We start from the raw sequence: 24,315 nt of genomic DNA, 5'->3' as shown, positions 1-24,315 counted from the left end.
GAGTGTGTGATCAAACCCTGAAAAGACTAGGTCGCGACCTTGATTTGGCCTTGTTTCAATGCCTCCAGGACTTGCTCTTTCGGACCGTCTGCGACGATGCGGCCGCCGTCCATCACGATCAGCCTGTCGACCAGGGTCAACAAGGAGGCCCGGTGCGTGACCAGGATCAATGTGCGGTGATGCAACTGATTGGCGAAACGCTGTTTGAAGGCTTCTTCGGAACTGTTGTCCATCGAGTTGGTCGGTTCGTCCATGATATAAACCGGCGGCGCGAGCAACAGGGCGCGTGCAACCGCGACGCTCTGGCGCTGCCCGCCGGAGAGACCGGCGCCGCGTTCGCCAACCGGCATGTCGAAGCCGGCAGGATGCCTATTGGTAAATTGAGTGACGCCCGCAATCTCGGCGGCGCTCAGCACCGCGCCATCGTCGGCATGGCGGGAGCCGAGCGTGATATTGTCCTTGATGCTGCCGAACAGCAGCGTAATATCCTGGGGCACATAGCCGATCTGCCGGCGCAGGTCGGCAGGATCGATTTGCCTAAGGTCGGTGCCGTCGACTAGAATGGCGCCATCCTGCGGTTCATAAAACGCCATCATCAGCTTTTCGATCGTGCTTTTGCCGGAACCGATCCGGCCGATGATCGCGACGCGCTCGCCGGCGTTGATCTTGAAGGAGACATTTTCCAGCGCCTTGACCGGCTGCCCCGGATAGCTGAACGAGATATTTTTGAATTCGATCGCGCCTTTGAATGCGGAGCGGTGCAGGAATTTTTTACCGGCTTCGCGCTCGACCGGCAGCGACATCAAACGGTTCAACGAATCCAGCGACGCCCGCGCCTGATGGTAGCGGGTCAACAGGGCCGCGATCTGCCCGATCGGCGCCATGGCCCGGCCGGTCAGCAGGGTGCAGGCGATCAAGGCGCCGGTGGTCAATTCGCCTTCCGAGATTTGATAAACGCCGGCGATCACCATCAAGACGGTCGCCAATTGTTGCAAGAAGGCGGTCAGATTGATCGCCAGCGAGGAATACAGGCGCGATTTCAGGCCCAACCGGGAAATTTGCCCGATCGTTTGCTCCCATTGCCGTTGCAATTGGCCTTCGGCGCCGGTGCTCTTCAGGACTTCGAGGCTCGAAACCGCTTCGATCAGCGTCGCGCTTTTTTGTGCCGAAAACTTGAACAGTTCCGTGATGGTTCTTTTTAACGGTTGTTGCACGCTGATCGCACCGAGTGCCGACAGCGGCAAAAGCATCAGCGGTATCAAGGCCAGTTTGCCGCCGATGACCCCAATGATGCCGAGAAACAGAAACAGAAACGGCAGATCGATCAGCGCGGTCAGCGTGGCCGAGGTCAGGAATTCGCGAAACGACTCGAATTCATGTAGATTATTCGCAAAGGTGCCGACCGACGCCGGTTTGGCCTCCATCCGAATGCCGAGCACTTTTTCGAAGATCGTCGCGGACAGGATAATGTCCGAACGCTTGCCGGCGGCGTCGATGAAGTAGCCGCGCAGTGCTTTCATGATAAAGTCGAAGGTAAACACGATGCCGACGCCGATGGCCAACACCCAGAGTGTTTCTACCGCATGGTTCGGCACGACGCGGTCATAGACATTCATCACGAACAGCGGCGATGCCAGCGCGAACAGATTGATCAGCAGCGAGGCCAGCATCACCTCGGTATAGATGGGCCAGGATTTATAAATGACATCCCAGAACCAGTGTTTGACCTTGGGCGTTACCGATTCGGAGGTGCGGTCGTCGAATTGATGGGCGAGCTGGATGAAGATCGCCGCGCCGCTATATTCGGCGGCCAGTGCGTCTGCCGCAAGCGTTTTTTCGCCGCTGCCGGTTTCGGGCAATAAAACCGTACACGACGCGTCGTCCTTCCTCAGCAGGATGCAGGTCTTGTCGTCGTTCAACAGCAATACGGCGGGCAGAACCAGGTTGGAAATTTTCTGTAACGGGCGCTTGACATAACCGGCGGAAAGCCCGGCCCGCTCGGCGGCGCGGATAAACAAAGGCAGTGTCAGTTTGTTGTCGACTAACGGCAGGCCTGCGGTCAAGGCGTCCGCGGAGTGCGGTGTCTGCAGCAGCTTGCACATCGACAGCAGCGCCAGCAGCAAAGGATCATCGATTTTTGGGGTGGCTTCCGCCGAAATACGCGTTGGGGTGACGAAAGCAGGAGCTACGGTTTTATCCATTGGGCAGGGATCTCTTGAAATTCGGCACTATTGCACATTCCATATTCATATATTCATATTAGAATGCTATGTTATTCCATTTTTCAGGAGAATGCCATGCCTTATGTGAGCCGCAATGAGTCGGGCGAAATTACCGGATTGCATCATTCGCCGCCCGAGGCCGTAGAGGTTGAGTGGTTGGACGGTAAGGATCCTCAAATTCAGCACTATTTGCATGCCTCTGCGGCTACCGAACAGCCCCGGCTTTATCTGTCGAATACCGATGCGGATATGATCCGGGTGATAGACGACTTGATCGAATTGCTGATTGCAAAGAACGTGTTCACCTTTACCGAGTTGCCCGAGGCTGTGCAGCGTAAGCTTGGCTCCAGAAGGCAATGGCGCGAAGATTTGGGTATGCTAAGCAACTTGGTCGACCAAGGTGAAAGGATTTTTTAAGATACGGTCGCAATACGCCTGATTTCCAACGACTGAATGAGCAAAAAAGACAAAACCGCCTTTGTGTGCACGGAATGCGGAGCCGATTATCCGCGCTGGAGCGGCCAATGCACCAGTTGCGGCGCCTGGAATACGATCAAGGAGGTGCGCCTGGGGGCGGCCTCAGCCGGCGGCCGCACTCAGCGTCGGGACGGCTATGCGGGCAGCAAATCCGAAGTCCAGCTGTTATCCGATGTCGCGCTGGTGCTCGAGGAAAGAATCCAGACCGGCATGACGGAGTTCGATCGCGTGCTCGGCGGCGGCTTGGTCAAAGGCAGCGTGGTGCTGATCGGCGGAGCGCCGGGCGCCGGCAAAAGCACGATTCTGCTGCAGATCATTGCGCATATCGCGCAGCAGGGCGTCGATGTGCTGTACGTTTCCGGCGAGGAATCGCTGCGCCAGATTGCCGATCGGGCGCACCGGCTGAAACTGCCTTCGGAGAAGATTTTGATGCTGGCCGAAACCTCGGTTCAGCGCATCGCCGATGTGATGGACGAGGTCAAACCGCAGGTTGCGGTGATCGATTCGATCCAGGTCGTATACACCGAACAGTCCGAATCGGCGCCCGGTTCGGTGTCGCAGGTTAGGGAATCGGCCAGCTATCTGACCCAGTATGCGAAAAAAAATAACGTCGCGCTGTTTCTGGTCGGTCATGTGACCAAGGACCAGTCTCTGGCAGGGCCGATGACCCTGAGCCATATCGTCGATAGTCAGGTGATTTTGGCCGCGACCGACGATGCCCGCTTTCGTGTGCTCAGGGCCGATAAAAACCGCTTCGGCAGTGTCGGTGAACTGGGTTTTTTTGCGATGGACAGTGCGGGCTTGAAGGAAGTCAAAAATCCGTCCGCGATGTTTCTGAACCGACCCGAAAAGCCGTCCTCCGGCAGCGTGGTGACGGTGTTGTGGGAAGGCACGAGGCCCTTGCTGGTCGAAATTCAGGCCCTGGTGACCGAATGCCAATACGGCAATCCGCGGCGGCTCGCGGTCGGCTTCGATCAAAACCGGCTCGCGATGTTGCTTGCGGTATTGTCGCGGCATGGCGGCATTTTTACCGCGAACGACGAGATTTACGCGAACGTGGTCGGCGGCATCAAGGTGACCGAAACCAGTTCGGATCTGGCGATCATCATCGGCATCGTGTCGAGTTTACGGGATCGGATCATCCCGCATGACGCGTTCTTTTTTGGCGAGGTGGGCTTGAGCGGCGAAATCCGTCCGGTGGCGAATGGTTACGCCCGGCTGAACGATGCGGCCAAGCACGGCTTTAAAAAGGCGGTGATACCGAAAGCGAATGCGCCCAAGAAAGCGATCGACGGTTTGACCGTGTATCCGGTCGCGACGCTGGCGGATGCGCTGGATATTCTGGCCGATTTGTAGGCCGAGCGTCCGAGAATCAGCTCAGAAAAAATTGCAGCGACTTGTCGTTGATGCTGAGCACGTCGTTATTGGTCAGCTTGATGATTTTATTATCGATCGGTTCGCCGTTGACGGTCAGCGAGCCTTTGTTTTCGAGCGTCGAGACAAAATAGCCGTCTTTTTTCCGGGTTACCACGACAATGCCTTGGCCGGGGCGTCCCAATTGCACCATATTTTTTTTGATCGGGATGATTTTGCCGATATTTTCGCCGTCCATGATCTGAAAATTGCCGTTCGGCAACTCGGGTTCGATGCCGAACAGCGGAGCGGCTGGCGAGGGTTCGTTGTTTAGAACTTCGGCAAACGGCTTGAACATGCCGGCCGAAGTGCTGCTGAAAAGCATATGATGTTTGCCGAGGGCAATCATGTCGTTATTGTTCAGAACGCCTTCCTGGGTCTTTTCGCCGTTGACCGTAATCGGGAATTCATCCTGTAACGGCCTGATTGTGGCGACGCCGTGACGCAGCGTAATCACGGCGTGAACCGGTGCTATCGCCAGACTGTCTATCGTGACATCGTTCGTTTCATCGCGGCCAACCCGCACCGTGCCTTCATCAAACGTGAAGGATTCGATTTCTTTATCTTTAAAATAAACAGTCAGTTTTGGCATTTCAGTTAGCTGATTCATGAAAAATAACTGCCTTCATTATAGACAGTATTTTTTTTGACATTCAAGCAACTCATGTCATGCCAAACAGAGAACCTTCAAAAAAGGCAAATTTCCGGCCTTTCTTCACGAAAGGGCCGGAAAGGATGTGACCGAAGAGGCGTCGGATCGAGGCTTATTTGGTCGTCTTGGGGGCGGGGGCAGGTTGTTCCGGTTTTTGATGTTTTTGCATCCTTTCCATCCGATGCGTCATCATCTGCGCTTGGTGCGCCTTCATCAGTTCGAATTGTTCGTTTTTCAGCTGTTCTTTTTTCTTGGCGTCGGGCTCGGCCAGAATCCGGTTCGAAAGATCGTGCATCTTCAGCATATGTTCTTGATACATACGCATGTGTTGGTCCCGCTCCGCCTCGGACATAGGGCCGCGCATGCCCATGCCGCGATGCATGCCCATGCCTCCGGACATGCCACCCGGCATGCTCATCGGTTCATCGGTGGCAGTCGGCGACTCCGGGGTTTCGGCGTGGCTTGCCATGCTAAGAGGCAGCAGGAGAAAAAGCGCGGCGGATGTTATTTTTATTGGCTTCATATCGATGTCCTTTACTGTGTTGTGAAGAGAGATTGAAATTTACATTTAAAATGACATTGACGGGTTCGGAAAGTTCCGCAGCCAGGAACGTCAATGGTGCTCAGTTTAAAAGCTAGCCGGATCGGCTCAGTGACAGGTTCGCGCTTTGCATTCGCTCCGGTATAATCTCGAATATCGAAACCAGCCTAATTTTTTTGCGATGAGTTACTACAAACACCATGTATTTATATGCACCAACCAGCGCGAAGACGGCAGGAGTTGCTGCGCGGATCATGAGGCGCAGTCTTTGCGCGATTATGCCAAGGAGCAGATCAAAAAGCTCAAACTGAACGGGCCCGGCAAATGCCGGATCAATAACGCCGGCTGTATGGACCGCTGCAACAAGGGGCCGGTGCTGGTGGTCTACCCCGAAGCGGTCTGGTATACGTTTAAGGATCAGCAGGATATTGATCAGATCATCCAGGAGCATTTGCTCAATGACCGGATCGTCGAGCGCCTGAAAATATAGCTCGAATTCTGCGATAAAGTAGCCAAAAATAATGAGGAACGCGTCATGGGTCTGGCTTTAAAAGATGCTTTATTCCATTGTTACGGCGATTATCTGACCTGGCCTGACGATGTGCGCTATGAGTTGATCGATGGCGTGGCGTATATGATGGCCCCGGCGCCGGATTTGCCGCATCAGGACGTGGCGGGGGAAATTTATTTTCAGGCCCGACAGGCATTACAGGGTAAATCCTGCCGGGCTTTCATTGCGCCGGTTGATGTGCGTTTGCCCAAATATGAGGAGGCGGACGACAAAATCGACACCGTCGTCCAGCCCGACGTGCTGGTTGTCTGCGATTCCAACAAACTCGATCGCCGCGGTGTCCGCGGCGCGCCGGACTGGATCGTCGAAGTGTTGTCGCCATCGACCGCAGGTCACGATCAAATCAAGAAACGCCAGCTTTATGAACGTTACGGCGTCCGCGAATATTGGCTGGTGCATCCGGTCGATCGGGTGCTGACGGTTTACCGTTTGCAGGGCGACGAATACGGCAAGCCGGAAATCTATGAATTGAAAGGCGAAACCGCGGTCGGCATCCTGCCGGAGATCGTGATTCAATGGGACGATTTGGCGGCGCGTTTGCCGATCGATTATTGACGGCGAGTGCGAAGGCCTGGCAACTTTCAACAAACCAGCAGGCCTCGCTGATGCCGGAATGCGTCCGGTTTAGCGTATAATAACCGCATTTTACCGGCTGTTTTGATGTCCCTCAGCGAAACCCTCAAACTTCTCTCCCGCCAATTACCGCAGTGTTTAAACCAGGATCGGCACGGCTTTAAACGCCAACTCGACCGGCTGCGCAGCGATTATCAGAAAGGCAAGAATCCGATCGCGCAGATTACCGCGCTGCAAGGCCGCATCGAACAATCGGCCGCGAAGCGCAATCAACGCCTGGCCAGCGTTCCGGCGCTGAACTTTCCCGATTTGCCGGTCACCGGCAAGAAGGACGAGATCGCCGAGCTGATCAGGAACAATCAGGTCGTGATCGTTTGCGGCGAAACCGGTTCCGGCAAGACCACGCAGTTGCCGAAAATTTGTCTGTCGATCGGCCTCGGCTCCGCCGGTTTCATCGGTCACACCCAGCCGCGGCGGATCGCCGCGCGCACGGTCGCGGACCGGATCGCGGAAGAACTCGGCGAGCCGCTCGGCAAGTCGGTCGGTTTCAAGGTGCGTTTCAGCGACAAGACTCACGCCGATTCGTTGGTCAAGCTGATGACCGACGGCATCCTCTTGGCCGAGACGCAGAACGATCCTTATCTGAATCAATACGATACGATCATCATCGACGAGGCGCACGAGCGCAGCCTGAACATCGATTTCCTGCTCGGCTATATGAAATGGCTGCTGCCGAAGCGGTCGGATCTGAAGCTGATCATCACCTCCGCGACGATCGACCCGGAGCGCTTTTCCCGGCATTTTTTCGACGCGCCGATCATCGAAGTGTCGGGCCGCACCTATCCGGTCGAGATTCGCTACCGGCCGGTCGAGGAACCGGAGAAGGACGAGGACGGCAAGAACGCGGCCAACGACGAAACCAGCGACAATTTGCAGCAGGCGATTCTGGAGGCGGTCGACGAACTGACGCGCGATTTGCGCGGCGACATCCTGATCTTCATGAGCGGTGAGCGCGAGATCAAGGAAACGACCGAGTCGCTGAAAAAACATCACCCGTCCCAATACGAGATCCTGCCGTTGTATGCGAAGCTCAGCGCGAGCGAGCAGGAAAGGGTGTTCAAGCCGAAAGGCGGCAAGATACGGATCGTGTTGGCGACCAACGTCGCCGAAACCTCGTTGACCGTGCCCGGCATTCGCGGCGTGATCGACACCGGCCACGCGCGCATCAGCCGTTACAGCCACCGCAGCAAGATTCAGCGGCTGCCGATCGAACGCATCTCGCAGTCGAGCGCGAACCAGCGGGCTGGGCGCTGCGGCCGGGTCGCCGAAGGCATCTGCATTCGGCTGTATTCGCCGGAGGATTATCAGGCGCGGCCCGAATTCACCGAACCGGAAATCCTGCGTACGAACCTGTCCGCGGTGATCCTGCAAATGACCGCGCTGAACCTCGGCGACATCGAGGACTTTCCGTTCATCGAGCCGCCCGAGGACAAGATGATCCGCGACGGCAAGACGGTCTTGCAGGAGGTCAACGCGCTCGACAAACAGGGCAAGCTGACCGACATCGGCAAGCAATTGGTCAAATTTCCGACCGACCCGAAACTGGCCCGCATGCTGATCGCGGCCGAAAAGCAGCACTGCCTGACCGAGGTCGCGATCATCGTCGCCGCGCTGAGCATTCAGGACCCGCGCGAGAAGCCGGCCGACAAGCTCGCGCAGGCCGAGGCGAAACAGGCGCAGTTCCGGCACGAGGACTCGGATTTTCTGACCTTGCTGAATCTCTGGAATCAGTTCGAGGAGCAGAAGAAGCATCTGTCGAACAGCAAGCTGCGTAAATACTGCAGCGATAATTTTTTGTCTTACATCCGGATGCGCGAATGGTATGACATCCATGCGCAGATCATGCAGGTGATCAAGGGCGACCTGAACCTGAAGATGAACATGGTCGAGGCCAGTTATGTGGAAATCCATCGGGCGCTGTTGCCAGGCCTGCTCTCGAACATCGGCTTCCGGCACGAGACTTACGAATACCTCGGCGCAAGAGGCCTGAAATTCTTCATTTTTCCGGGCTCCGGCCAGCACAAGGCGCGGCCGAAATGGATCATGGCGGGCGAGCAGGTCGAGACCAGCAAGGTCTATGCGCGCACGGTCGCGAAGATCGAGCCGGAATGGATCGAAGAGTGCGCCGAGCATCTGGTCAAGCGCAACTACTACGATCCGCACTGGGAAAAGAAGGCCGGGCGCAGCGCCGTGTACGAACGCACCTTGCTTTATGGCCTGACCTTGCAGGCGGGGCGTAAGGTACCGTATGAAAATATCGACCCTAAGGCCGCGCGCGAAATCTTCATCCGCTCGGCGCTGGTCGATCACGACTATCACAGCAACGCGCCGTTCTATGTCGCGAACCAGAAACTGCTCGAAGAGGTCGGTTATATCCAGCACAAGGGCCGCCGGGTCGATCTGGTCGAGGACGAGGAATGGCTGTATCAGTTCTACGACAAGAAATTGCCGGCCGAGATCGTCAGCGGCATCGCGCTCGATCAGTGGCGCAAGAAGGTCGAACGCGAGAACCCGAAAATCCTGTTCCTGACCAAGGAAGACCTGACCCGCGAGCAGGACCATGCGGTGAATGAATGGGACTATCCTGACAGCAAGAAGGTCGGCAACCTGACCATCGCGCTGCAGTACCGTTTCGAGCCCGGCCACGACGAGGACGGGGTCACCGCGATCATCCCGGTGCATCAGTTGAATCAGGTCTCGCAAGTCCCGTTCGACTGGCTGGTGCCGGGTCTGCTCGAAGAGAAATGCATCGCCTTGATCAAGTCGCTGCCGAAGCCGATCCGCAAGCATTTCGTGCCGGTGCCGGAAACGGTCAAGCAGTGTCTCGAAATCGAGCCGGATTTCAAGGGCTCCCTGTATGAGTGGCTCGGCAATCGCCTCCGCAAGCTGACCGGCGAGGCGATCCCGTTGAATGCCTGGAATCCGGAGTCATTGCCCGAGCATTTGAAAATGAATTTCCGGGTCGTCGACGACCAGGGCAAGCTGCTCGATTACGGCCGCGATCTGAAAAAACTCCAGGCCAAGCATGGGGTCGTGGCCGGCGACAGCTTCGACCAGATCGCCGCGGACGAACTGAATTACACCGGCTGCATCCAGTGGGCCTTCGACGATCTGCCGGACACCCGGCAGTTCATGCAGCGCGGCCAATCGTTCATCGGCTATCCGGCGCTCGTCGACGAGGGCGACGCGGTCGGCGTGCGCCTGTTCGACACCGAACGCAAGGCCGCGCAGCAGCATCAGGCCGGCCTGATGCGCCTGTATCAGTTGCAGCTGCGCAAGGAATGCACCTATATCCAGAAAAACGCGCCGCAGTCGGCTGCCGCCGAACTGGCCTATCAACGCCTGCCGAAACATCCGATCATCACCTCTCAGCCGTTCGGCTCGTTCAAGGAGGACTTGCTGTTCAGCGTTCTGAGCCATGTGTTCATCGACGGGCGGACGATCCGCGGCAAGGAGGCGTTCGAACGCAATTTGCAGCAGTCGAAGCCGAATCTGATCGCCGCCGCGAACGAGATCGGCAAGATCGTGTTGGACATCATGCAGCAATATGCCGAGATCAAAACCCGCTTGCAGCGCTTGAATGCTAACGATCCCTTGGCCAAGGACATCAACCAGCAGCTCGACCTGTTGATTTATGCAGGCTTCATCCGCCATACCCCGCACGAGCAATTGAAGGCGATTCCGCGCTATCTGAAAGCGGCCCTGTACCGGCTCGACAAGCTGAGTAACGACCCGCAAAAAAATCAGGAAATCCAGCGTTATTCGATCCGTTTCTGGCAGGACATCGAGAAAAAATCGAAAAAGGAAACGATCGTCCCCGAACAGGACCCGTTTCGCTGGGCGCTGGAGGAATTCCGGGTGTCGCTGTATGCACAGCAACTGAAGACGGCTTATCCGGTCTCCGCGAAACGGCTTGAAAAAGCCTGGGACGACAGAGGTTGATCCAAAATCCGACGGGTCGTGCACAATAATTTTGAATCAATAGCATTTATGCACAGCGCGAATCAATGACTTACAGTGTGTCAAGCGGTACGCTCAAAAAACTCAAAATAGTACGTAAGTCATTGATTTTTTATCGCATCAGTGGATTGATTCGTTTTTATACAATCTAACCAAACTGTAATAAAAACCGCACTTTTGCGTGTTCAAAAACAATCTATCCACAAAGTTATCCACAGGATTTGTGAATAACTGATGTGATGAATTTTCCACGAAAAACACGAAAGGCACGAAAAATTTCATAGCCCAATCCGTTCAATCGTCGCTTTCCGGTGAATACGGCAGACAGAAAAATTAGCGCAAGTGAAAAAAACGTTCGGTACGGCGGTGAATTGGAAAACACATTTCCAGGTGTTGACAAATGTTTTCGCGGCAACCCTGTTTATGCACAGCACAAATCAATGACTTACGACGTGTCAAGAGGTGCGGTGCCGAATCTCGAAATCGCACGTAAGTCATTGATTTTTTATTGTATCAGCCGATTGATTCGTTTTTATACAAATTAACCAAAGTGTAATAAAAACGGTAGTTTTGCGGCCTCGGAAACAATCTATCCACAAAGTTATCCACAGCTTTTGTGTATAAACTTTTGCGTGAAAGGATGGCGATTACCCCCGCCGCCAGGCATGAAATCTCGCCAGCCATTTCAGCAAGGTCTCCGGCTGATGCGCACGTTTCCATACCCCCGCCGCATATTTGTTCGCTTCGGTCAGGGTCGGGTAGATATGAATCGTGCCGAGGATCTTGTTCAGGCCGATATGGTGCTTCATCGCGAGGATGAATTCGGCGATCAGGTCGCCGGCGTGTTCGCCCGCGATCGTGACGCCGAGTATCCTGTCCTTGCCCGGCACGGTCAGGACTTTCACGAAGCCCCGCGCTTCGCCGTCCGCGATCGCCCGGTCCAGGTCGGACAGGTCATAGCGACTGGTTTCATAGGCGATGCCTTGGGCTTTCGCGTCCTGTTCGTTCAGGCCGACGCGAGCGATTTCGGGTTCGGTGAAGGTGGCCCACGGAATCACCGAATAGTCGGTGCGGAATTTTTTGATGCCGCCGAACAGTGCGTTGACGGCCGCATACCAGGCCTGATGTGCGGCGGTATGGGTGAATTGATAGGGACCGGCGACGTCGCCGCAGGCGAAGATGTGCGGATAATTGGTCGCCTGAAACGCATCGACCCGAATCGTCTTGTTCGGCGACAGTTCCACGCCGAGTTCTTCGAGGCCGTAGCCTTTGACATTGGCCGCGCGTCCCAACGCGACCAAGACTTCGTCGAAAGCGATCGTGGCGGTGCCGCCCGCGTGTTCGGCGACCAGCATTTTCTCGCCGTTTTCGCTGCGGAACTGTCTGGCGGTGTGGCCCAGTTTCAAATCGATGCCTTCCTTCCGAAATTGGTCTTCGACCAGCGTCGAGACTTCCGGATCTTCGCGCAGCAACAGGCGCGGCGCCATTTCGATCAGGGTTACCCGTATGCCGAGGCGCGCAAAGCATTGCGCCAGTTCGCAGCCGATCGGGCCGCCGCCGAGTACCAGGAGGCGCTTCGGCGCGACGCGGAGGTTCCAGATGGTGTCCGAGGTCAGATAGTTGATCTGGTCGAGGCCAGGGATCGGCGGCGCCAGGGGGCGGGCGCCGGCGGCGATCACGATAGAGCGAGCGCTGAGGGCGCGTGTGCCGGTTGCGCCGGCAATCTCGATGCTCCAGGGCGAGGTCAGGCGGGCGCTGCCGGTCGCGACCTCGACGCCGAGACCGGTGTAGCGCTCGATCGAGTCGTGCGGCGCGACCGTCTGGACGACCCTTTGCACGCGTTCCATGATCTCGCCGAAAGCGAATTCGGCCTGCATTCGTGCGATGCCGAATTCGGCGGCACGCCTGCCGAGGGCGAGCAGACGGGTCGTGCGGATCAAGGCCTTGGACGGTACGCAGCCGGTGTTTAGGCAGTCGCCGCCCATCTGGTGTTTTTCGATCAGGATCACCTTGGCCTTGACCGCCGCGGCGATATACGAAGTCACCAGGCCGGCCGAACCCGCGCCGATCACCGCGATGTTGTAGTCGAATTTTTTCGGCGGCTTCGCTTTGACAGGTTTCGGCTTCATCGCGGCAGTATCTCCAGCAATTTTTTCGCGGCCAGCGGAAACAGACCCAATAACGCAAAGGCGCCGACCAGCGGCGGCGAGAGAATGCCGGACATCGAATCGACCTTGGCCAATTGCGTGCCCGCATTCACATACACCAAGGTGCCGGCCAGCATGCCGACCTGACTGACCCAGTAAAAGGTCAGGGTCTTGATCGAAGTCAGGCCCATCGCGAGATTGATTGCGAAGAACGGAAACAGCGGCACCAGGCGTAACGTGAATAGATAATAGGGGCCGTCTTTCGCGAGGCCCGCGTCGATCGCGGCAAGACGGTCGCCGAATCTGGCCGCGACCGTGTCCCGAAACAGGAAGCGCGCGGCCAGGAAGGCCAGTGTCGCGCCGATGCTCGAGGCGAACGACACGATCAGCGTGCCCCACAATAGCCCGAACAGCGCACCGCCGGCCAGCGTCAGCACCGTCGCGCCGGGCAGCGACAAGCCGGTCACCGCGATATAAATTGCCGCGTAGGTCAGCGTAGCCAGCAGCGGATGGGCGTCGCGGTAGGCTGTCAGGCGGGCGGATTCGGCCTTGACGCGTTCGAGCGTCAGCCATTGATCGAGATCGAAAAGAAAAAAAGCGCCGATTGCGATGGCGATGATCGCAAGCAGCCGGATTTGTAAGGTCGTCATCGTTTTATTCCATCAAATTGATCAAGGATCGGTCGAATAACCGGAAGAATCCCGACAGCGTTTTATTGTACAATGCGCGGATGTTAACCCTGTTTGCTTCATTCATGCCGTTTTCCCTGTTTCCCCCCGACGGATGCAGCCACATTCTGCAAGCAAAATCCAGCACGCCCACTTCGCCGTTGGCGAAGCGGCAATGCCTGATTGTACATAGGCGTTGATAGCGATGAGAATGATAAAGTTCATCGTGCGGAGCGTTAATTATGCGGCAGCGGGTTGCGGCTCCGGCACCGATTTCCAGGGCAGGGTGGCGATCGCTTCATGAATTTGTTGAGCCGGATTGCCTTCATCGAAGAAATTGGGCGGATTGCGGAAGCCAGCCGTAAGCAATATACGTTGCTGTATGCGGAGATCAATCATACCCTGCAAATCGCCAGCCTGACCCAAGGCACCGCGGCGGCGGAAGAACTTTTTACCCGGATTCAGGCGCTGATCATCGGCAAGGTCGCATCGGTTGCGGGCGCGCGCGTCGGCAAGCTGGAGCGCAACCGCTTCGGCATCCTGTTGAGAATGCCGGTGCCGGAAAGCCTGGAATTTGCCGAACAACTGGCGAATCTGATCGATCTGCAGTGCATCATCGTGGGCGACATTGCGTATTATCCGAAGTTGATCATCGGCGTGACCTCGCTGTCGCCCGAATACAAAACCCCGGAACGGGTTCTGGCCGCGGTCGACGAGGCGTTGTTTCAGGCCAAACGCGCCGGCAACAGCGTGGTCAAGCTGATCGAACACGATGATCCGGTCCTGCATGAATATTATGACCTGTTGAAGCTGCTGCCCGAACTCAGGGAGGGCTTGACCAATCATGCGTTCGTGCTGTTTGCGCAGCCGATCTTGCCGATCAATGGCGCGAATCTCGAAAAGAAGGCCGAGGTGCTGTTGCGTTATAAAAACGACCGGGGCGACAGCCAGACGCAAAGGCGCTTACTCAGGGCCGCCGAACTGTTTCATATCAGCCGGGAAGTCGACCTCTACGTGGTGCAGCAGTTATGCCGCTATCTCGCCGAATATCCGCAGTCTGTGATGTATTCGCTGAACATTTCCGGCAGCACGATCCGTTATCCGGGCTTTGTCGAGAAAGTCGAAAAGAATTTCAAATATTACGGGGTCGATTCGAGCCGGGTCTGTTTCGAAATCACCGAAACGGTCGCCGATCACGACTATCAGCAGGCCAGCGAGTTCATGCGTCTGTTGAAAGACAATTTGGGGTGTTTGCTGTCGCTGGACGACATCGGCATCGGCTCGAGCAATTTGGCCAATCTGTCCAAATTCAATGTCGATTATTTCAAGATCGACGGTCTGTTCATGCAAAATATCCTGCAGTGCCCTTATTCCGAACTGGTGGTCAACTTCATCAGCACGGCGGCCAAGCTGTTCAATAAGGAAACTATCGCCGAGTATGTCGAAAATGCCGAGCAATTGGAGAAATTGAAGGTTTTGGGTGTCGATTATGCGCAGGGTTATTATGTCGGCAAGCCTTCTCTGTTGTTTGATCCGGCGACGCTGTAAGAAATAGGTTTTTCTGCTCCCTTAACCACTGGGTCAACCGGTTTGGGGATAATTGGCTTTTTGCCCCGCAGCGGGCAGATTGCTCTGACTTCAATATCAATCCATCATCATCACTATGTTCAATTCTTTAACCTTCATGGTCCATGGCGGCGCCGATCACGGCGGCGGGGTAGCGGCGGCGATTGGCGGCCTGCTGAGTTTTCTCGAAAAACTGGCGGGCATGGAAGCGCCGGAAATATTTTCGACCGTGCTGCCCGGCATCGCCGCGATGCAGAACATCCATCCGCTGCTGGTGCATTTTCCGATCGCGTTCTTGTCGGCTTTTTTCGCGCTCGATCTGGTCGGAAGCCTGGCCAAAAAACCGAGCTGGCGCGCGGTCGCGAGCGGCTTGTTGTACCTCGGCGCTGTTGCCTCGATTTTTACCGCGACCGCCGGTTTTATCGCGGCCAATTCGGTCCCGCACGGCGAAAACGTGCATCAAATCATGGAGCATCATGAGCACTTTGGCATCGCGGTAGTCATTTTCGCGCTGTCGCTGGCCGGCTGGCGCGCGCTGAAAGGCGGCGTGATTGAAGGCGCCGCGAACACGCTGTTTCTGATCCTGTCCGCGGTCATGTGCGGCCTAATGGTATTAGGCGCCGATCTGGGCGGCTTGATGGTTTATCGTTACGGCGTGGCGGTGTCGGCGGTGCCGGTCAGCGCAGAGGACTTGATGCACCACCATGAGGGAGAGGAACATCATGACCACGAGCACGGGACCGTGCCCGGGGAAATGCATGATCATAACCATGAGCCCGCGCCCGCGTCTGAGCCAACTCATGATCATGAAGCCGAGCCCGCGCCTACGCATGCACCGGGTTCTGAACCTACGCATGAGCATCATCATGACCATGGGCATCAGCACAATCATGCTCACCCCGCGGCGGGCCAATGATCAACGCTCACAGGCCATAATGCTTGCGTTTGCGCCAGAACGTCGCTCGGCTCATGCCGGCGAGCCGGGCCGCTTCGGTGACCCGGCCGTGGCTTTGCCGCAGCGCCTCGCCGATTGCCTGTTTTTCCTGCTCCGGGCTGCGCAGCGGCAGGGCATTGGCGGCAGGCGCGATCGTTTTCGGTTCGCTAAACTCGGGCGGCAGTTCCGTCTGGCGTAAGGTCGCGCCGCGCCCGACCGCGAACGCATACTCGATCACATTCTGCAATTCCCGGACATTGCCGGGCCAGTGATAATCGAGCAGCAGGCGCATCGCCTGCGGGTCGATCTTGTCGATTTGTCTGAATTTACGCGCATTGTGCTGCGCGATGAAATGCCAGATCAACAGGCTGATGTCTTCGCGCCGCTCCCGCAAGGGAGGAATGAAGATCGGCACGACGCGCAGCCGGTACATCAAATCTTCGCGAAAATGGCCAGTTTTGACCTCTTCCCGGAGCGAGCGGTGCGTCGCCGCGACGATGCGCACATCGGCGCCGATCATGCGGTCGCCGCCGACCGGCATGAAATTTCTTTCCTGAATCACCCTGAGCAGTTTGGCCTGCAATTCCAGCGGCAATTCGGCCACCTCGTCCAGAAACAGCGTGCCGCCTTCGGCGCGTTGAAACACGCCCTTGTGATCCTTGATCGCGCCGGTAAACGCCCCCCGCACATGTCCGAACAGCTCGCTTTCGAGCAGATTGGCGGACAGCGCCGCGCAATTGACGGCCAGAAACGGCGCGTCTCTGCGTGCGCTGAGATCGTGAATCGCTTTCGCGACCAGTTCCTTGCCCGAGCCGCTCTCGCCCCGGACCAGCACGGTCGCTTCGGTCTCGGCCGCATTCCGGATGATCTGGAAGACATTGCGCATCGCCGGTGATCGGCTGATGATGCCTTGAAAGTTTTGCTCCCGCCCGGAAGTCGCCCGCGGTTTTTCGGCCGCTGTCTCGACCGTATCGGCCGGGGTCAACAGCGCGATGCCGCCTGCCGGATCGCCATGCCGGTCATACAGCAGGCGGGCGGATCGGCGCAGGGTCAGCAGGCCGCCGTTCGGTCCCAGGGTGGGAATCGCCTCCTGAACATCGGCATCAATTCTGAATTCCGGCGGACAGGTTTTTCCCGGATGGCTGCCGGTGAGCCGTTCCGCGCCGGGGCTCCAATACAGCACGTTCTGTTCGCGGTCGACGATGTAAAACGCGAGGGTTTGACAAAGTTCGAGCAGGGCGGCAAAGGATGAGCGGCTGTCGAGCCCTTCGAGCCAGTGGTCCGGCAGGTTGATGGCGTCAGGCATTGATCGTAACGGTGATTCGTCGAAGGGGCGATGGCTTGTGCATAGAGTCGCCGATATTAGCCGAGCGCTGCCGGCAAATCAATCATAAACGCTCAAAGCCGATTTTCGCGTTTTGATCGGAGTGCAGCGCTCTGGAGTATAATTTGCCTTTTGCAAATTCAGTTCAGGACCGAAAGTGATCGATCAAATCAATGCCTTGTTGCCGCAGACCCAGTGCGGCAAATGCGGCTATCAGGGCTGCCGGCCTTATGCGGAGGCGATGGCCGCGGGCGCCGCCGACATCAACCGCTGTCCGCCCGGCGGCGAGGAAGGCATTTGGGCGCTGGCGAATTTTTTTGGCGTCGAACCGAAGCCGCTCGATCCCGGTTGCGGCGAGCATAAACCCAGAGCCGTCGCGATGATTGTCGAAGCCGACTGTATCGGTTGCGCGAAGTGCCTCGCGGCCTGTCCTGTCGATGCGATCTTGGGCGCGGCGAAGCAGATGCATACGGTGATCGCCTCGGAGTGCACAGGCTGCGAACTTTGCATCGCGCCGTGTCCGGTCGATTGCATCGTGATGCAGGAGACGCCGGCCGAGAGCCCGGCGCTGGCCGGGGCGCTGAAACCGCTGCGCGCGGATCTGGCCAAAAGCCGCTATGAACTGCGGGGCCTGCGCAAGGCGCGCGACGAAGCCGAAAAAGCGGCGCGGGCGCGGGAGAAGAAAGCCGCATTGCTGGCGAAAATGCAGGCTGCGGTCCGCTGAGGATCGCCGACTATTAATTAATTCTATGGCTCGCTAGGGCAGGGAATACGTCCGCATCGCCTGTAAACAGTCCACTATGGCCTCGGCGATGGCGCGAGCCACTCGGTCTCGGCCTTCCTTGCCGGTCACATGCATTTCGTCCCGAGGATTGGCGACCACGCCGGCCTCGACCAGGACGGCCGCCTGCCGGGCGGTACGCAGCACCGCCAGATCGTCATAGTAATGGATGCCGCGGCCTTGATCCGCAAACGGCCGATTTTCGCCCTTGACCGGCGTCGCATGATAGAGCGATGGCTGAAAGCGGGCCCCGATCAGCCGGTCGCCGATCCGCTTCGCGCAGGCCAGGCTTTGATCGATTTGCTGATTTTTACGCGAGACAAACAGCGAGTAGCCGCGATAGTGTTCAGCCTGGGCGAACCAGTCCGGCTGCACCGAGTCGTGATGCAATGAAATAAACAGGCCGTCTTTTGCCGCCAGCGCCGTACGTTCGGTCAGCACTTCCATGTTGCCGTCAGCGCCGATCAGACGATAACCGACACCCCGCCGTCGAAGGTGCGAGGCAACTTCTTCCGCGAGCCGCAGGTTCAGTTCCCACTCGGGCACGCCGCCGGCGCTGATCGTGCCGGGTCGGTTTCTTGAATGCCCGATGTCGAGCGCGACCTCGGCGGCGGTGCTAGAAAGGCTCAAGCAAGTCAGCAGTAAAAACAGGGGTTTCATGGGCGTCAGCCAGGCGTTTTCCAGTTATTCGCGTTAGTATAACGGGCGCCGCCAAGTTCGGCGATAGCGAGAGCTTGCAGCCATAGGCGGCGAATGATAAGCTCTAGCCTCGTGTGCATACACGGACCTTCCGGAGTGCCGAGCGAGCCCAATGCGTGTCGGTGAAGGTTTCCATTCGAGCAGGGTTCAACAAACATAACGACAAGGCGCCCATCATGACTCAAATCCATCCCATCCTGGCAAAACAACGCGACAGCCTGACCCATCAAACCGCGAACAGCGGCTTTAATGACGAGGAGGCAAAAAAGATGATCGAATTCTGCATCGAACTGAACGATCAGGACAGCAGAACCGATCCCAGAAATGCCGGTAACCCCGAGTTCATCGCCAACCTTGACGGTTGCGAAAAGGTCTATGACAGCCGCGACGGTCTCGGCGACAATCCGAACGATAACGGCTTCGGGGCATTCGAGAATGCCTGGCTTTTGTATAAATACACGGCGAATCCCGGGCATTATGTGCTGGCGATTCGCGGCACGATAGGGCAGGCCAGGAGTATTCTTGACGATGCCTTGGCAACGACGATTGCGGCCAATGCCGGCATCGAGTTTCCGAAGAACAGGATATTACCGGTCACTTTCGCGTCGACGCCGGGCGCGGAAGTGCATCTGGGTTTCGCCTATGCGGCGTTTACGCTGCTGTTCGACAAGCAAAGAGGCATCCTGAAGCAGCTGTCGGAGAATGTGCCGGCGGGCGTGCAGTTGACGATAACCGGACACAGCCAGGGCGCGGCGATCGCGACGTTGGTGCACGCGTTTTTGCATTACGCGCTCACCGACCCTAGCGACAGGTACGGTTTGAATGCGAAAGCGCTGCAACTGAAATCGTACCTTTTCGCTCAGCCCAAGCCGGGCAATGCCCAATTCGGGATCGACTTTGCGCGTATCGCAGGCAGTCGGGGCGCGGCTTTCGTGATCAACAATCATCTCGATCCCGTTACGAAGGTGCCGTTAACGAACCAGACCTTAGCCGAGGCGGTTTATGATACGCTCGCAGAAAGTGCGATGCAGGGGATGGGTGCCAAGAGGGTAGTGCTCAAAGGGCTGGGAGGCATCTCGCGTGTCATCTTCAAGACGCGCAATCTCATTGCCGAATGGGTCGGAGACAAGACTGCGAAACTGTACCATCAACACGAGATGGACCAGATCGATACGCATTATTTCGATGATTTGCCGCCGATTGCCGATACGCCGGTCAATTCGTTGAATTATTCGGTGTGCGGGACTTTGGTTCCGCTGTTCGGGCTTTTCGATGGCGGCGATCTTTATCCACCGGCGCAGCCGGGAGAAGCCGATTTTCTGCTACAGCATCATGCCACGACGTATCGGAAACTGATGCAGCAGGTGTAAAGCCGGGGTGATTTTAGTGGTGACTTTTTGGAATCCTTTGCTTGCCACTCCCTCTTTGGCGAGCTTGGCGAAAAGCCGGCTCGCCAAAGGGACAATGGTCATAGGGCTATCGTTTTCCCGCTGGTCATCAATTCAATCTCTTCGACGATTTCTTCCTGGCGCAGGCGGTTGCGCTGCCGCATCAATTCGTCGCCGCCTTCGTCGAGATGGCGCAGAGCATTCTCCATTTGCATCAGCCGCATGTGGTTTTCGACCCGGATCGAGCGCAATAAGATCGCCAGCATCTGATGGAACAAATAATGCTCGGCGATGCCGGCGGCGGTTGCCTCGATCGATGCGAAAATGCAGGGCGGGTAACCGGCAGCGGCGGGCCTTTCCTCGGCCGGCGGCAACAAGCGTTGGCTGCGCGCGCCGTGCTCGTCGCGAAAACAGGCGATCAACCCCGGCACGCCCCGGTGTTGTCGCCGCAACTCGGCGATCGCCGGCAGTATCCTCTCGATCGTGGCGGCGGCATCGAGCCCGCCATTCGCGCCTGCCACGCGAAAGGTCATTGGGTTTTCTGGCAGCAAATCGTAGAGACGTTCGCCGATCAGGATCACGGGCTGCTGTTGATCCGCCTGCTCCTGCCAGGAGTGCAGCACATCCTCGTTGAAACTGCCGCAAAATCCCCGCACCGATCCGAACAGCAGCCAGATGTCATGGTCCGGTTTTTCAAGCGGAGGCAGCGCGAACGCGACATCGTGCAGCGCTTCGCTCAGATTTTGCACGAGCTGCTGCTGGATGGCCTCGCGTTTGCCGACCTTGCGCAATTCGGCCAGCGCAAAACTGCGCATCGCGCCGAGGATGCCCGACAGGTCTTCATACAAAGCCAGCCGGGTTTCGATTTCACGCCGCTGGCTCATGCGCTTCGCTCAACCAGGATTTCAGTTTGCCCAGCCATTGCGGTTTGGGGGTTTCGAGCTTCAGGCCGGAGTCCGGCAGTTGTTCGAAGACCCGATGCAAACGTTCGGTCGCTTGTTCCGGCGGAGTCTCGTTCAGCAAGCCCTCGCCATAGGCCAACAGCCAAGCCAGATGCGCCTGTTCGGACAAGGGTTCGAGTCGGTCCTGCTTCAGAATCTCGCGCAGAAGGCGTCCGTGCCGGAGCTTTTCCTCGACGCCGGCTTCGAGTCTGGCGCCGAAGCGGGCAAACAATTCCAGTTCCAGAAATTGCAGATAATCGAGGCGAATGCGCGCGGACGCGGCCTTGATCGCCTCATGTTGCGCCTTGCCGCCGATCCGCGACACCGAGCGGCCGATGTCGATCGCGGGCAGGAAGCCGGCCGCGAACAGTTTGCTTTCGAAATAAATCTGGCCGTCGGTGATCGAGATCAGGTTGGTCGGAATGTAGGCGGACAGTTCCCCTTGCCGAGTTTCGATGATCGGCAGCGCGGTCATGCTGCCGCCGCCGGAAGACAGGCCCAGCACGGTCGAGCGTTCGAGCAGGCGCGAATGCAGGTAAAAAATATCGCCGGGATAGGCCTCGCGTCCGGGCGGGCGTTGCAAGAGCAGCGACAGTTCGCGGTAGGATTGCGCATGGCGGGTCAGGTCGTCATAAACGACCAGCGTATCGCGGCCGAGGCGCATCCAGTGTTCGGCGATCGCGCAACCGGCGAACGGGGCCAGGTAGCGGAAACCGGGCAGCGCGTTCGCCTCGGCGACCACCACGACGGTATAGTCGAGCGCGCCGGCCGCGCGCAGGGTCTCGATCGTGCCGGCGACCGAGGAACGGGGCTGCCCGATCAGCACGAACACGCAGAATACGTCGCGGCCCTTCTGATTGATCACCGCATCGAGGGCGAGCGTGCTTTTGCCGATGCCGTCGTCGCCGATGATCAGCTGCCGCTGGCCTTTGCCGATCGGTATCAGCGCATCGACGATCTTGTTGCCGGTGTATAAAGGGTCTTTTACGAAATCGCGTTCGATGATCGGCGGCGCGGCGGCTTCGAGCGGATTGAACTGGCTGAAGTCGGGATCGGGCAAGCCGTCCAATGGTTTCCCCAAGGGATCGACCACACGGCCCAATAAGACTTCGCCGACGCCGATTTCGAGCTTCCGGCCGGTATGCTGCACCGACATGCCGGCGGTGACGCCCTGCGACTGCGACAGCAAAATCGCGCCGAGCAGGTCCTTGCCGAGCTGGAACACCAGGCCGGTGCTGCCGTCGTCGAAGCTGATCAGCTCGTCGAGCCGAGCGGTGGGCAGGCCGCGAATCAGGGCGATGCCGTCGCCGATGCCGGCGACGCTGCCCCGCTCGCTGAGCCGAAGGCCAAAGCGGTAATCCTGCAAGTTCACGGCGGCTGAGTTATCGGGCATGATCGGCTTGCCGTTTAAAAAACGCCAGTTCATCGGCCAGATTGGCATGCAGCTGGCATTCGCCGACGACCGCGCGCAGGCCCGCGATCAACGCCGGGTCTTCCGCAAAGGCCGCCTGTAAGGTTTGCCCTGCGGCCGCGTTCAATGCGGCTTCGATCGCGCTGCGAGTCGATGTGTCCAGGGGGTGCGCCGAAACGACCGTGATTGCGGCGTTTTCCGGCAGCGCTTTACCGGCCTTGCTCAGCGCGCCGCGCTCGTTTTCGGGCAACGCCGCCAAATCCTCCAGAAACAAGCCGGCGATGCGCTCGGTCAGCGCCTTCGATGCCAACCGCTTCAGCATCGCCGCCGCCTCGTCATAAGCTTGTCCGGTCGCCGAGCGTAGCAGTTCGGCTTCGCGCGCGGCCAGCAGGGTCGCATTGCGCACCCGCAATTTTTCTTCTTCGCCGGCCAGGGCTTGCTTGATGTTGGCCATTTCCTGGGTTTTCAGCAGCGCCAATTCCTCGGTCAATTGCCGGCGGCTGTTTTCGCGTTCCTGACGCCAGTCGGCCAGACGCGATTCATATTGAAGGCGCAACGCTTCGGCTTCGTCATGCATCTTTTGCGCTTGTGCGGTCACATCGCTGATTTTTTGCTGACGGGCGGTGAGCAAGTCCAGCACCGGCCGATAGAGGAAACGTTGCAGAATCCAAATCAAGACCAGGAAGTTCAGGATTTCGAGGATGAATGTCGTCCAGTCGAGTTGCATCGTTAGTCCCGGCCGCTTATTTCAGGAAATATTCAAGCAAAGGATTACGGAACAGGATGATCAGCGCGATGACCAGGCAGTAGATCGCCAAGGACTCGATCATCGCGAGGCCGATGAACAGGGTGCGGGTGATCGTTTTTTCGGCTTCGGGCTGGCGCGCCAGGGCCTCCAGCGCACTCGCGATCGCCCGGCCCATCGCAAGCGCGGGCAGCATCGTGCCTAATGCGATCACGATGCCGGCGACCGCGGTCGACAGCGTGCTGAATAAATGCAGGTCGTTCATGATGTTTCCTCGGAAGATGGTGAATTCGTTTCGGCTTCGCCGGGCTCCAGCGCGCCGGCAATATAGATCAGGGCCAGCATGCCGAAAATGTAGGCCTGCACGATTGCCTCGATCACATGCAGTAGCAACAGCGGCACCGGCACCAGGAAGCCAGCGATCAGCAGCACCAGGAGGGCCGCCATCTCCAGGCTCATCATGTTGCCGAACAGACGGATAGCCAGGGCTAAAGTGCGGGTGATTTCGCTGATGATATGGAAGGGCAGCAGGATCACGCTCGGTTCGGTGTAATGGCGTAGATGGTTCTTCAGGCCGCGGCCGCGAATGCCGTACCAGTGGCTCGCCCCAAACACCAACACCGCCAGCGCCGCGGTCGCGGACAGGTCGCGGGTCGGCGCATGCAGCCCCGGAATCAGCCCGGTCAGATTCGCGGCCAGCACGAACAGCCACAATGTGCCGACGAAAGGCAATACCAGGCGCACGGCGGTCGGCGGCAGCACCTCCTTCAACGCATCCTCGATCGCGATCAGAACCGCCTCGATCGCGGTTTGCAGGCGGCCGGGAGCGGCGCGCAAGGTCAGATGGCCCAGGAGCGCCAGCAGCGTGAACACCAGCATGATGCCCCAGGTCGTCACGACCGTGCTGGTGATGCCGAAGGGACCGATTTGCCAGACGATCTCGGCGCCGAGTTCCGAATGATTCATGTGCGGTCCCTCAAAAAGCGGAAGACGTTATAGCCGCCGACCGTAATGCCGAGCACGATCAGGCTGACGGTCCAGCGCACCGAATAGCCGGAGGCCAGGGTATCGAGCCAGCGGCCGAGATAGGCTCCGGCCACGATCGGCACGACGAACAACAACCCCAAGGTCCCGCCATAGAGCAGGATGCCGATCCAGGTCGCGGGTCTGAAGGCCTTGTTTTTCAGGCGCTCGATGTCGCGCCGGGTGTGCTTCGACAACTTGTCCCGATAGGGCATCAGG

The 24,315-nt window shown here is 57.9% G+C and carries 22 protein-coding genes; 9 read left to right on the top strand and 13 right to left on the bottom strand.

Going from position 1 to position 24,315, the window contains the following annotated elements:
* Nucleotides 1-26: 26 nt before the first annotated feature.
* Nucleotides 27-2,201: a type I secretion system permease/ATPase gene (locus ACEPPP_RS04465; protein WP_374089846.1), complete on the bottom strand. Its 2,175-nt coding sequence runs from the start codon at nt 2,199-2,201 to the stop codon at nt 27-29.
* A 96-nt stretch (nt 2,202-2,297) separates the two neighbouring features.
* Between ACEPPP_RS04465 and ACEPPP_RS04460 the strand changes: the two genes are divergently transcribed.
* Together ACEPPP_RS04460 and radA are read left to right on the top strand one after the other, a co-directional pair.
* Nucleotides 2,298-2,639: a hypothetical protein gene (locus ACEPPP_RS04460; RefSeq protein ID WP_374089845.1), complete on the top strand. Its 342-nt coding sequence runs from the start codon at nt 2,298-2,300 to the stop codon at nt 2,637-2,639.
* Between the two features lie 36 nt (nt 2,640-2,675).
* The gene (gene radA, locus ACEPPP_RS04455) at nt 2,676-4,055 is read left to right on the top strand and encodes a DNA repair protein RadA (protein WP_374089844.1); all 1,380 of its coding nucleotides are present in this window, start codon (nt 2,676-2,678) and stop codon (nt 4,053-4,055) included.
* A gap of 16 nt (nt 4,056-4,071) precedes the next feature.
* Here the strand turns inward: radA and ACEPPP_RS04450 are convergent, their stop codons facing one another.
* Together ACEPPP_RS04450 and ACEPPP_RS04445 are read right to left on the bottom strand one after the other, a co-directional pair.
* Complete coding sequence (locus ACEPPP_RS04450; RefSeq protein ID WP_374089843.1) at nt 4,072-4,722, bottom strand: FHA domain-containing protein; 651 nt, start codon at nt 4,720-4,722, stop codon at nt 4,072-4,074.
* Between the two features lie 154 nt (nt 4,723-4,876).
* Nucleotides 4,877-5,287, bottom strand: a complete 411-nt coding sequence (locus ACEPPP_RS04445) for a hypothetical protein (RefSeq protein ID WP_374089842.1) — start codon at nt 5,285-5,287, stop codon at nt 4,877-4,879.
* A 199-nt stretch (nt 5,288-5,486) separates the two neighbouring features.
* Between ACEPPP_RS04445 and ACEPPP_RS04440 the strand changes: the two genes are divergently transcribed.
* From ACEPPP_RS04440 to hrpA, 3 genes are all read left to right on the top strand, one after another.
* A complete protein-coding gene (locus tag ACEPPP_RS04440) occupies nt 5,487-5,795 on the top strand; it encodes a ferredoxin (protein WP_374089841.1) in 309 nt (102 codons plus the stop codon).
* Between the two features lie 45 nt (nt 5,796-5,840).
* On the top strand, nt 5,841-6,431 hold the full coding sequence (locus ACEPPP_RS04435; RefSeq protein WP_374089840.1) for a Uma2 family endonuclease: 591 nt from the start codon (nt 5,841-5,843) through the stop codon (nt 6,429-6,431).
* 105 nt (nt 6,432-6,536) lie between these two features.
* Nucleotides 6,537-10,451 (top strand): ATP-dependent RNA helicase HrpA, encoded by a 3,915-nt coding sequence (gene hrpA, locus ACEPPP_RS04430; protein ID WP_374089839.1) that lies wholly within the window; start codon nt 6,537-6,539, stop codon nt 10,449-10,451.
* A gap of 665 nt (nt 10,452-11,116) precedes the next feature.
* Here hrpA and ACEPPP_RS04425 read toward each other — a convergent pair.
* Both ACEPPP_RS04425 and ACEPPP_RS04420 read right to left on the bottom strand, forming a co-directional pair.
* Entirely contained in the window at nt 11,117-12,598 is a 1,482-nt protein-coding gene (locus ACEPPP_RS04425; RefSeq protein WP_374089838.1) for an NAD(P)/FAD-dependent oxidoreductase, read from the bottom strand.
* A complete protein-coding gene (locus ACEPPP_RS04420) occupies nt 12,595-13,266 on the bottom strand; it encodes a TVP38/TMEM64 family protein (RefSeq protein ID WP_374089837.1) in 672 nt (223 codons plus the stop codon). Before ACEPPP_RS04420 ends, ACEPPP_RS04425 begins: the two co-directional genes overlap by 4 nt.
* A 318-nt stretch (nt 13,267-13,584) precedes the next feature.
* On the opposite strand from ACEPPP_RS04420, the gene ACEPPP_RS04415 reads away from it, so the two are divergent.
* Nucleotides 13,585-14,832 (top strand): EAL domain-containing protein, encoded by a 1,248-nt coding sequence (locus tag ACEPPP_RS04415; protein WP_374089836.1) that lies wholly within the window; start codon nt 13,585-13,587, stop codon nt 14,830-14,832.
* Between the two features lie 115 nt (nt 14,833-14,947).
* On the top strand, nt 14,948-15,766 hold the full coding sequence (locus tag ACEPPP_RS04410; protein WP_374089835.1) for a DUF2231 domain-containing protein: 819 nt from the start codon (nt 14,948-14,950) through the stop codon (nt 15,764-15,766).
* A 7-nt stretch (nt 15,767-15,773) separates the two neighbouring features.
* On the opposite strand, the gene ACEPPP_RS04405 is transcribed toward ACEPPP_RS04410, so the two are convergent.
* Nucleotides 15,774-17,090, bottom strand: coding sequence for a sigma-54 interaction domain-containing protein (locus tag ACEPPP_RS04405; RefSeq protein WP_374089834.1), 1,317 nt, complete (start codon nt 17,088-17,090; stop codon nt 15,774-15,776).
* 175 nt (nt 17,091-17,265) lie between these two features.
* Between ACEPPP_RS04405 and ACEPPP_RS04400 the strand changes: the two genes are divergently transcribed.
* Nucleotides 17,266-17,832 (top strand): RnfABCDGE type electron transport complex subunit B, encoded by a 567-nt coding sequence (locus ACEPPP_RS04400; RefSeq protein WP_374089833.1) that lies wholly within the window; start codon nt 17,266-17,268, stop codon nt 17,830-17,832.
* A 33-nt stretch (nt 17,833-17,865) separates the two neighbouring features.
* Here ACEPPP_RS04400 and ACEPPP_RS04395 read toward each other — a convergent pair whose 3' ends face one another.
* A complete protein-coding gene (locus tag ACEPPP_RS04395; protein WP_374089832.1) occupies nt 17,866-18,549 on the bottom strand; it encodes an N-acetylmuramoyl-L-alanine amidase in 684 nt (227 codons plus the stop codon).
* 215 nt (nt 18,550-18,764) lie between these two features.
* On the opposite strand from ACEPPP_RS04395, the gene ACEPPP_RS04390 reads away from it, so the two are divergent.
* On the top strand, nt 18,765-19,958 hold the full coding sequence (locus ACEPPP_RS04390) for a lipase family protein (RefSeq protein ID WP_374089831.1): 1,194 nt from the start codon (nt 18,765-18,767) through the stop codon (nt 19,956-19,958).
* Between the two features lie 98 nt (nt 19,959-20,056).
* Here the strand turns inward: ACEPPP_RS04390 and ACEPPP_RS04385 are convergent, their stop codons facing one another.
* Genes ACEPPP_RS04385 through ACEPPP_RS04360 form a run of 6 tightly spaced genes read right to left on the bottom strand, consistent with a single transcriptional unit; the run spans nt 20,057 to nt 24,311 of the window.
* Nucleotides 20,057-20,860 (bottom strand): FoF1 ATP synthase subunit gamma, encoded by an 804-nt coding sequence (locus ACEPPP_RS04385; protein ID WP_374089830.1) that lies wholly within the window; start codon nt 20,858-20,860, stop codon nt 20,057-20,059.
* Nucleotides 20,844-22,343, bottom strand: coding sequence for a F0F1 ATP synthase subunit alpha (locus ACEPPP_RS04380; protein WP_374090888.1), 1,500 nt, complete (start codon nt 22,341-22,343; stop codon nt 20,844-20,846). Before ACEPPP_RS04380 ends, ACEPPP_RS04385 begins: the two co-directional genes overlap by 17 nt.
* Entirely contained in the window at nt 22,300-23,055 is a 756-nt protein-coding gene (locus ACEPPP_RS04375) for a F0F1 ATP synthase subunit delta (RefSeq protein ID WP_374089829.1), read from the bottom strand. The genes ACEPPP_RS04380 and ACEPPP_RS04375 overlap by 44 nt, the downstream gene beginning before the upstream one ends.
* Before the next feature lie 16 nt (nt 23,056-23,071).
* Nucleotides 23,072-23,338: an ATP synthase F0 subunit C gene (gene atpE, locus ACEPPP_RS04370; protein ID WP_374089828.1), complete on the bottom strand. Its 267-nt coding sequence runs from the start codon at nt 23,336-23,338 to the stop codon at nt 23,072-23,074.
* Complete coding sequence (locus tag ACEPPP_RS04365) at nt 23,335-24,039, bottom strand: F0F1 ATP synthase subunit A (RefSeq protein WP_374089827.1); 705 nt, start codon at nt 24,037-24,039, stop codon at nt 23,335-23,337. The genes atpE and ACEPPP_RS04365 overlap by 4 nt, the downstream gene beginning before the upstream one ends.
* Nucleotides 24,036-24,311, bottom strand: coding sequence for an AtpZ/AtpI family protein (locus ACEPPP_RS04360; protein ID WP_024296725.1), 276 nt, complete (start codon nt 24,309-24,311; stop codon nt 24,036-24,038). Before ACEPPP_RS04360 ends, ACEPPP_RS04365 begins: the two co-directional genes overlap by 4 nt.
* Between the last annotated feature and the right edge of the window lie 4 nt (nt 24,312-24,315).

Source organism: Methylomicrobium lacus (genome assembly GCF_041897535.1).
GTDB lineage: Bacteria > Pseudomonadota > Gammaproteobacteria > Methylococcales > Methylomonadaceae > Methylomicrobium > Methylomicrobium lacus_A.
Note: the sequence above shows the minus strand (reverse complement) of the source record. Positions and strands in the feature narration are given on the sequence as shown.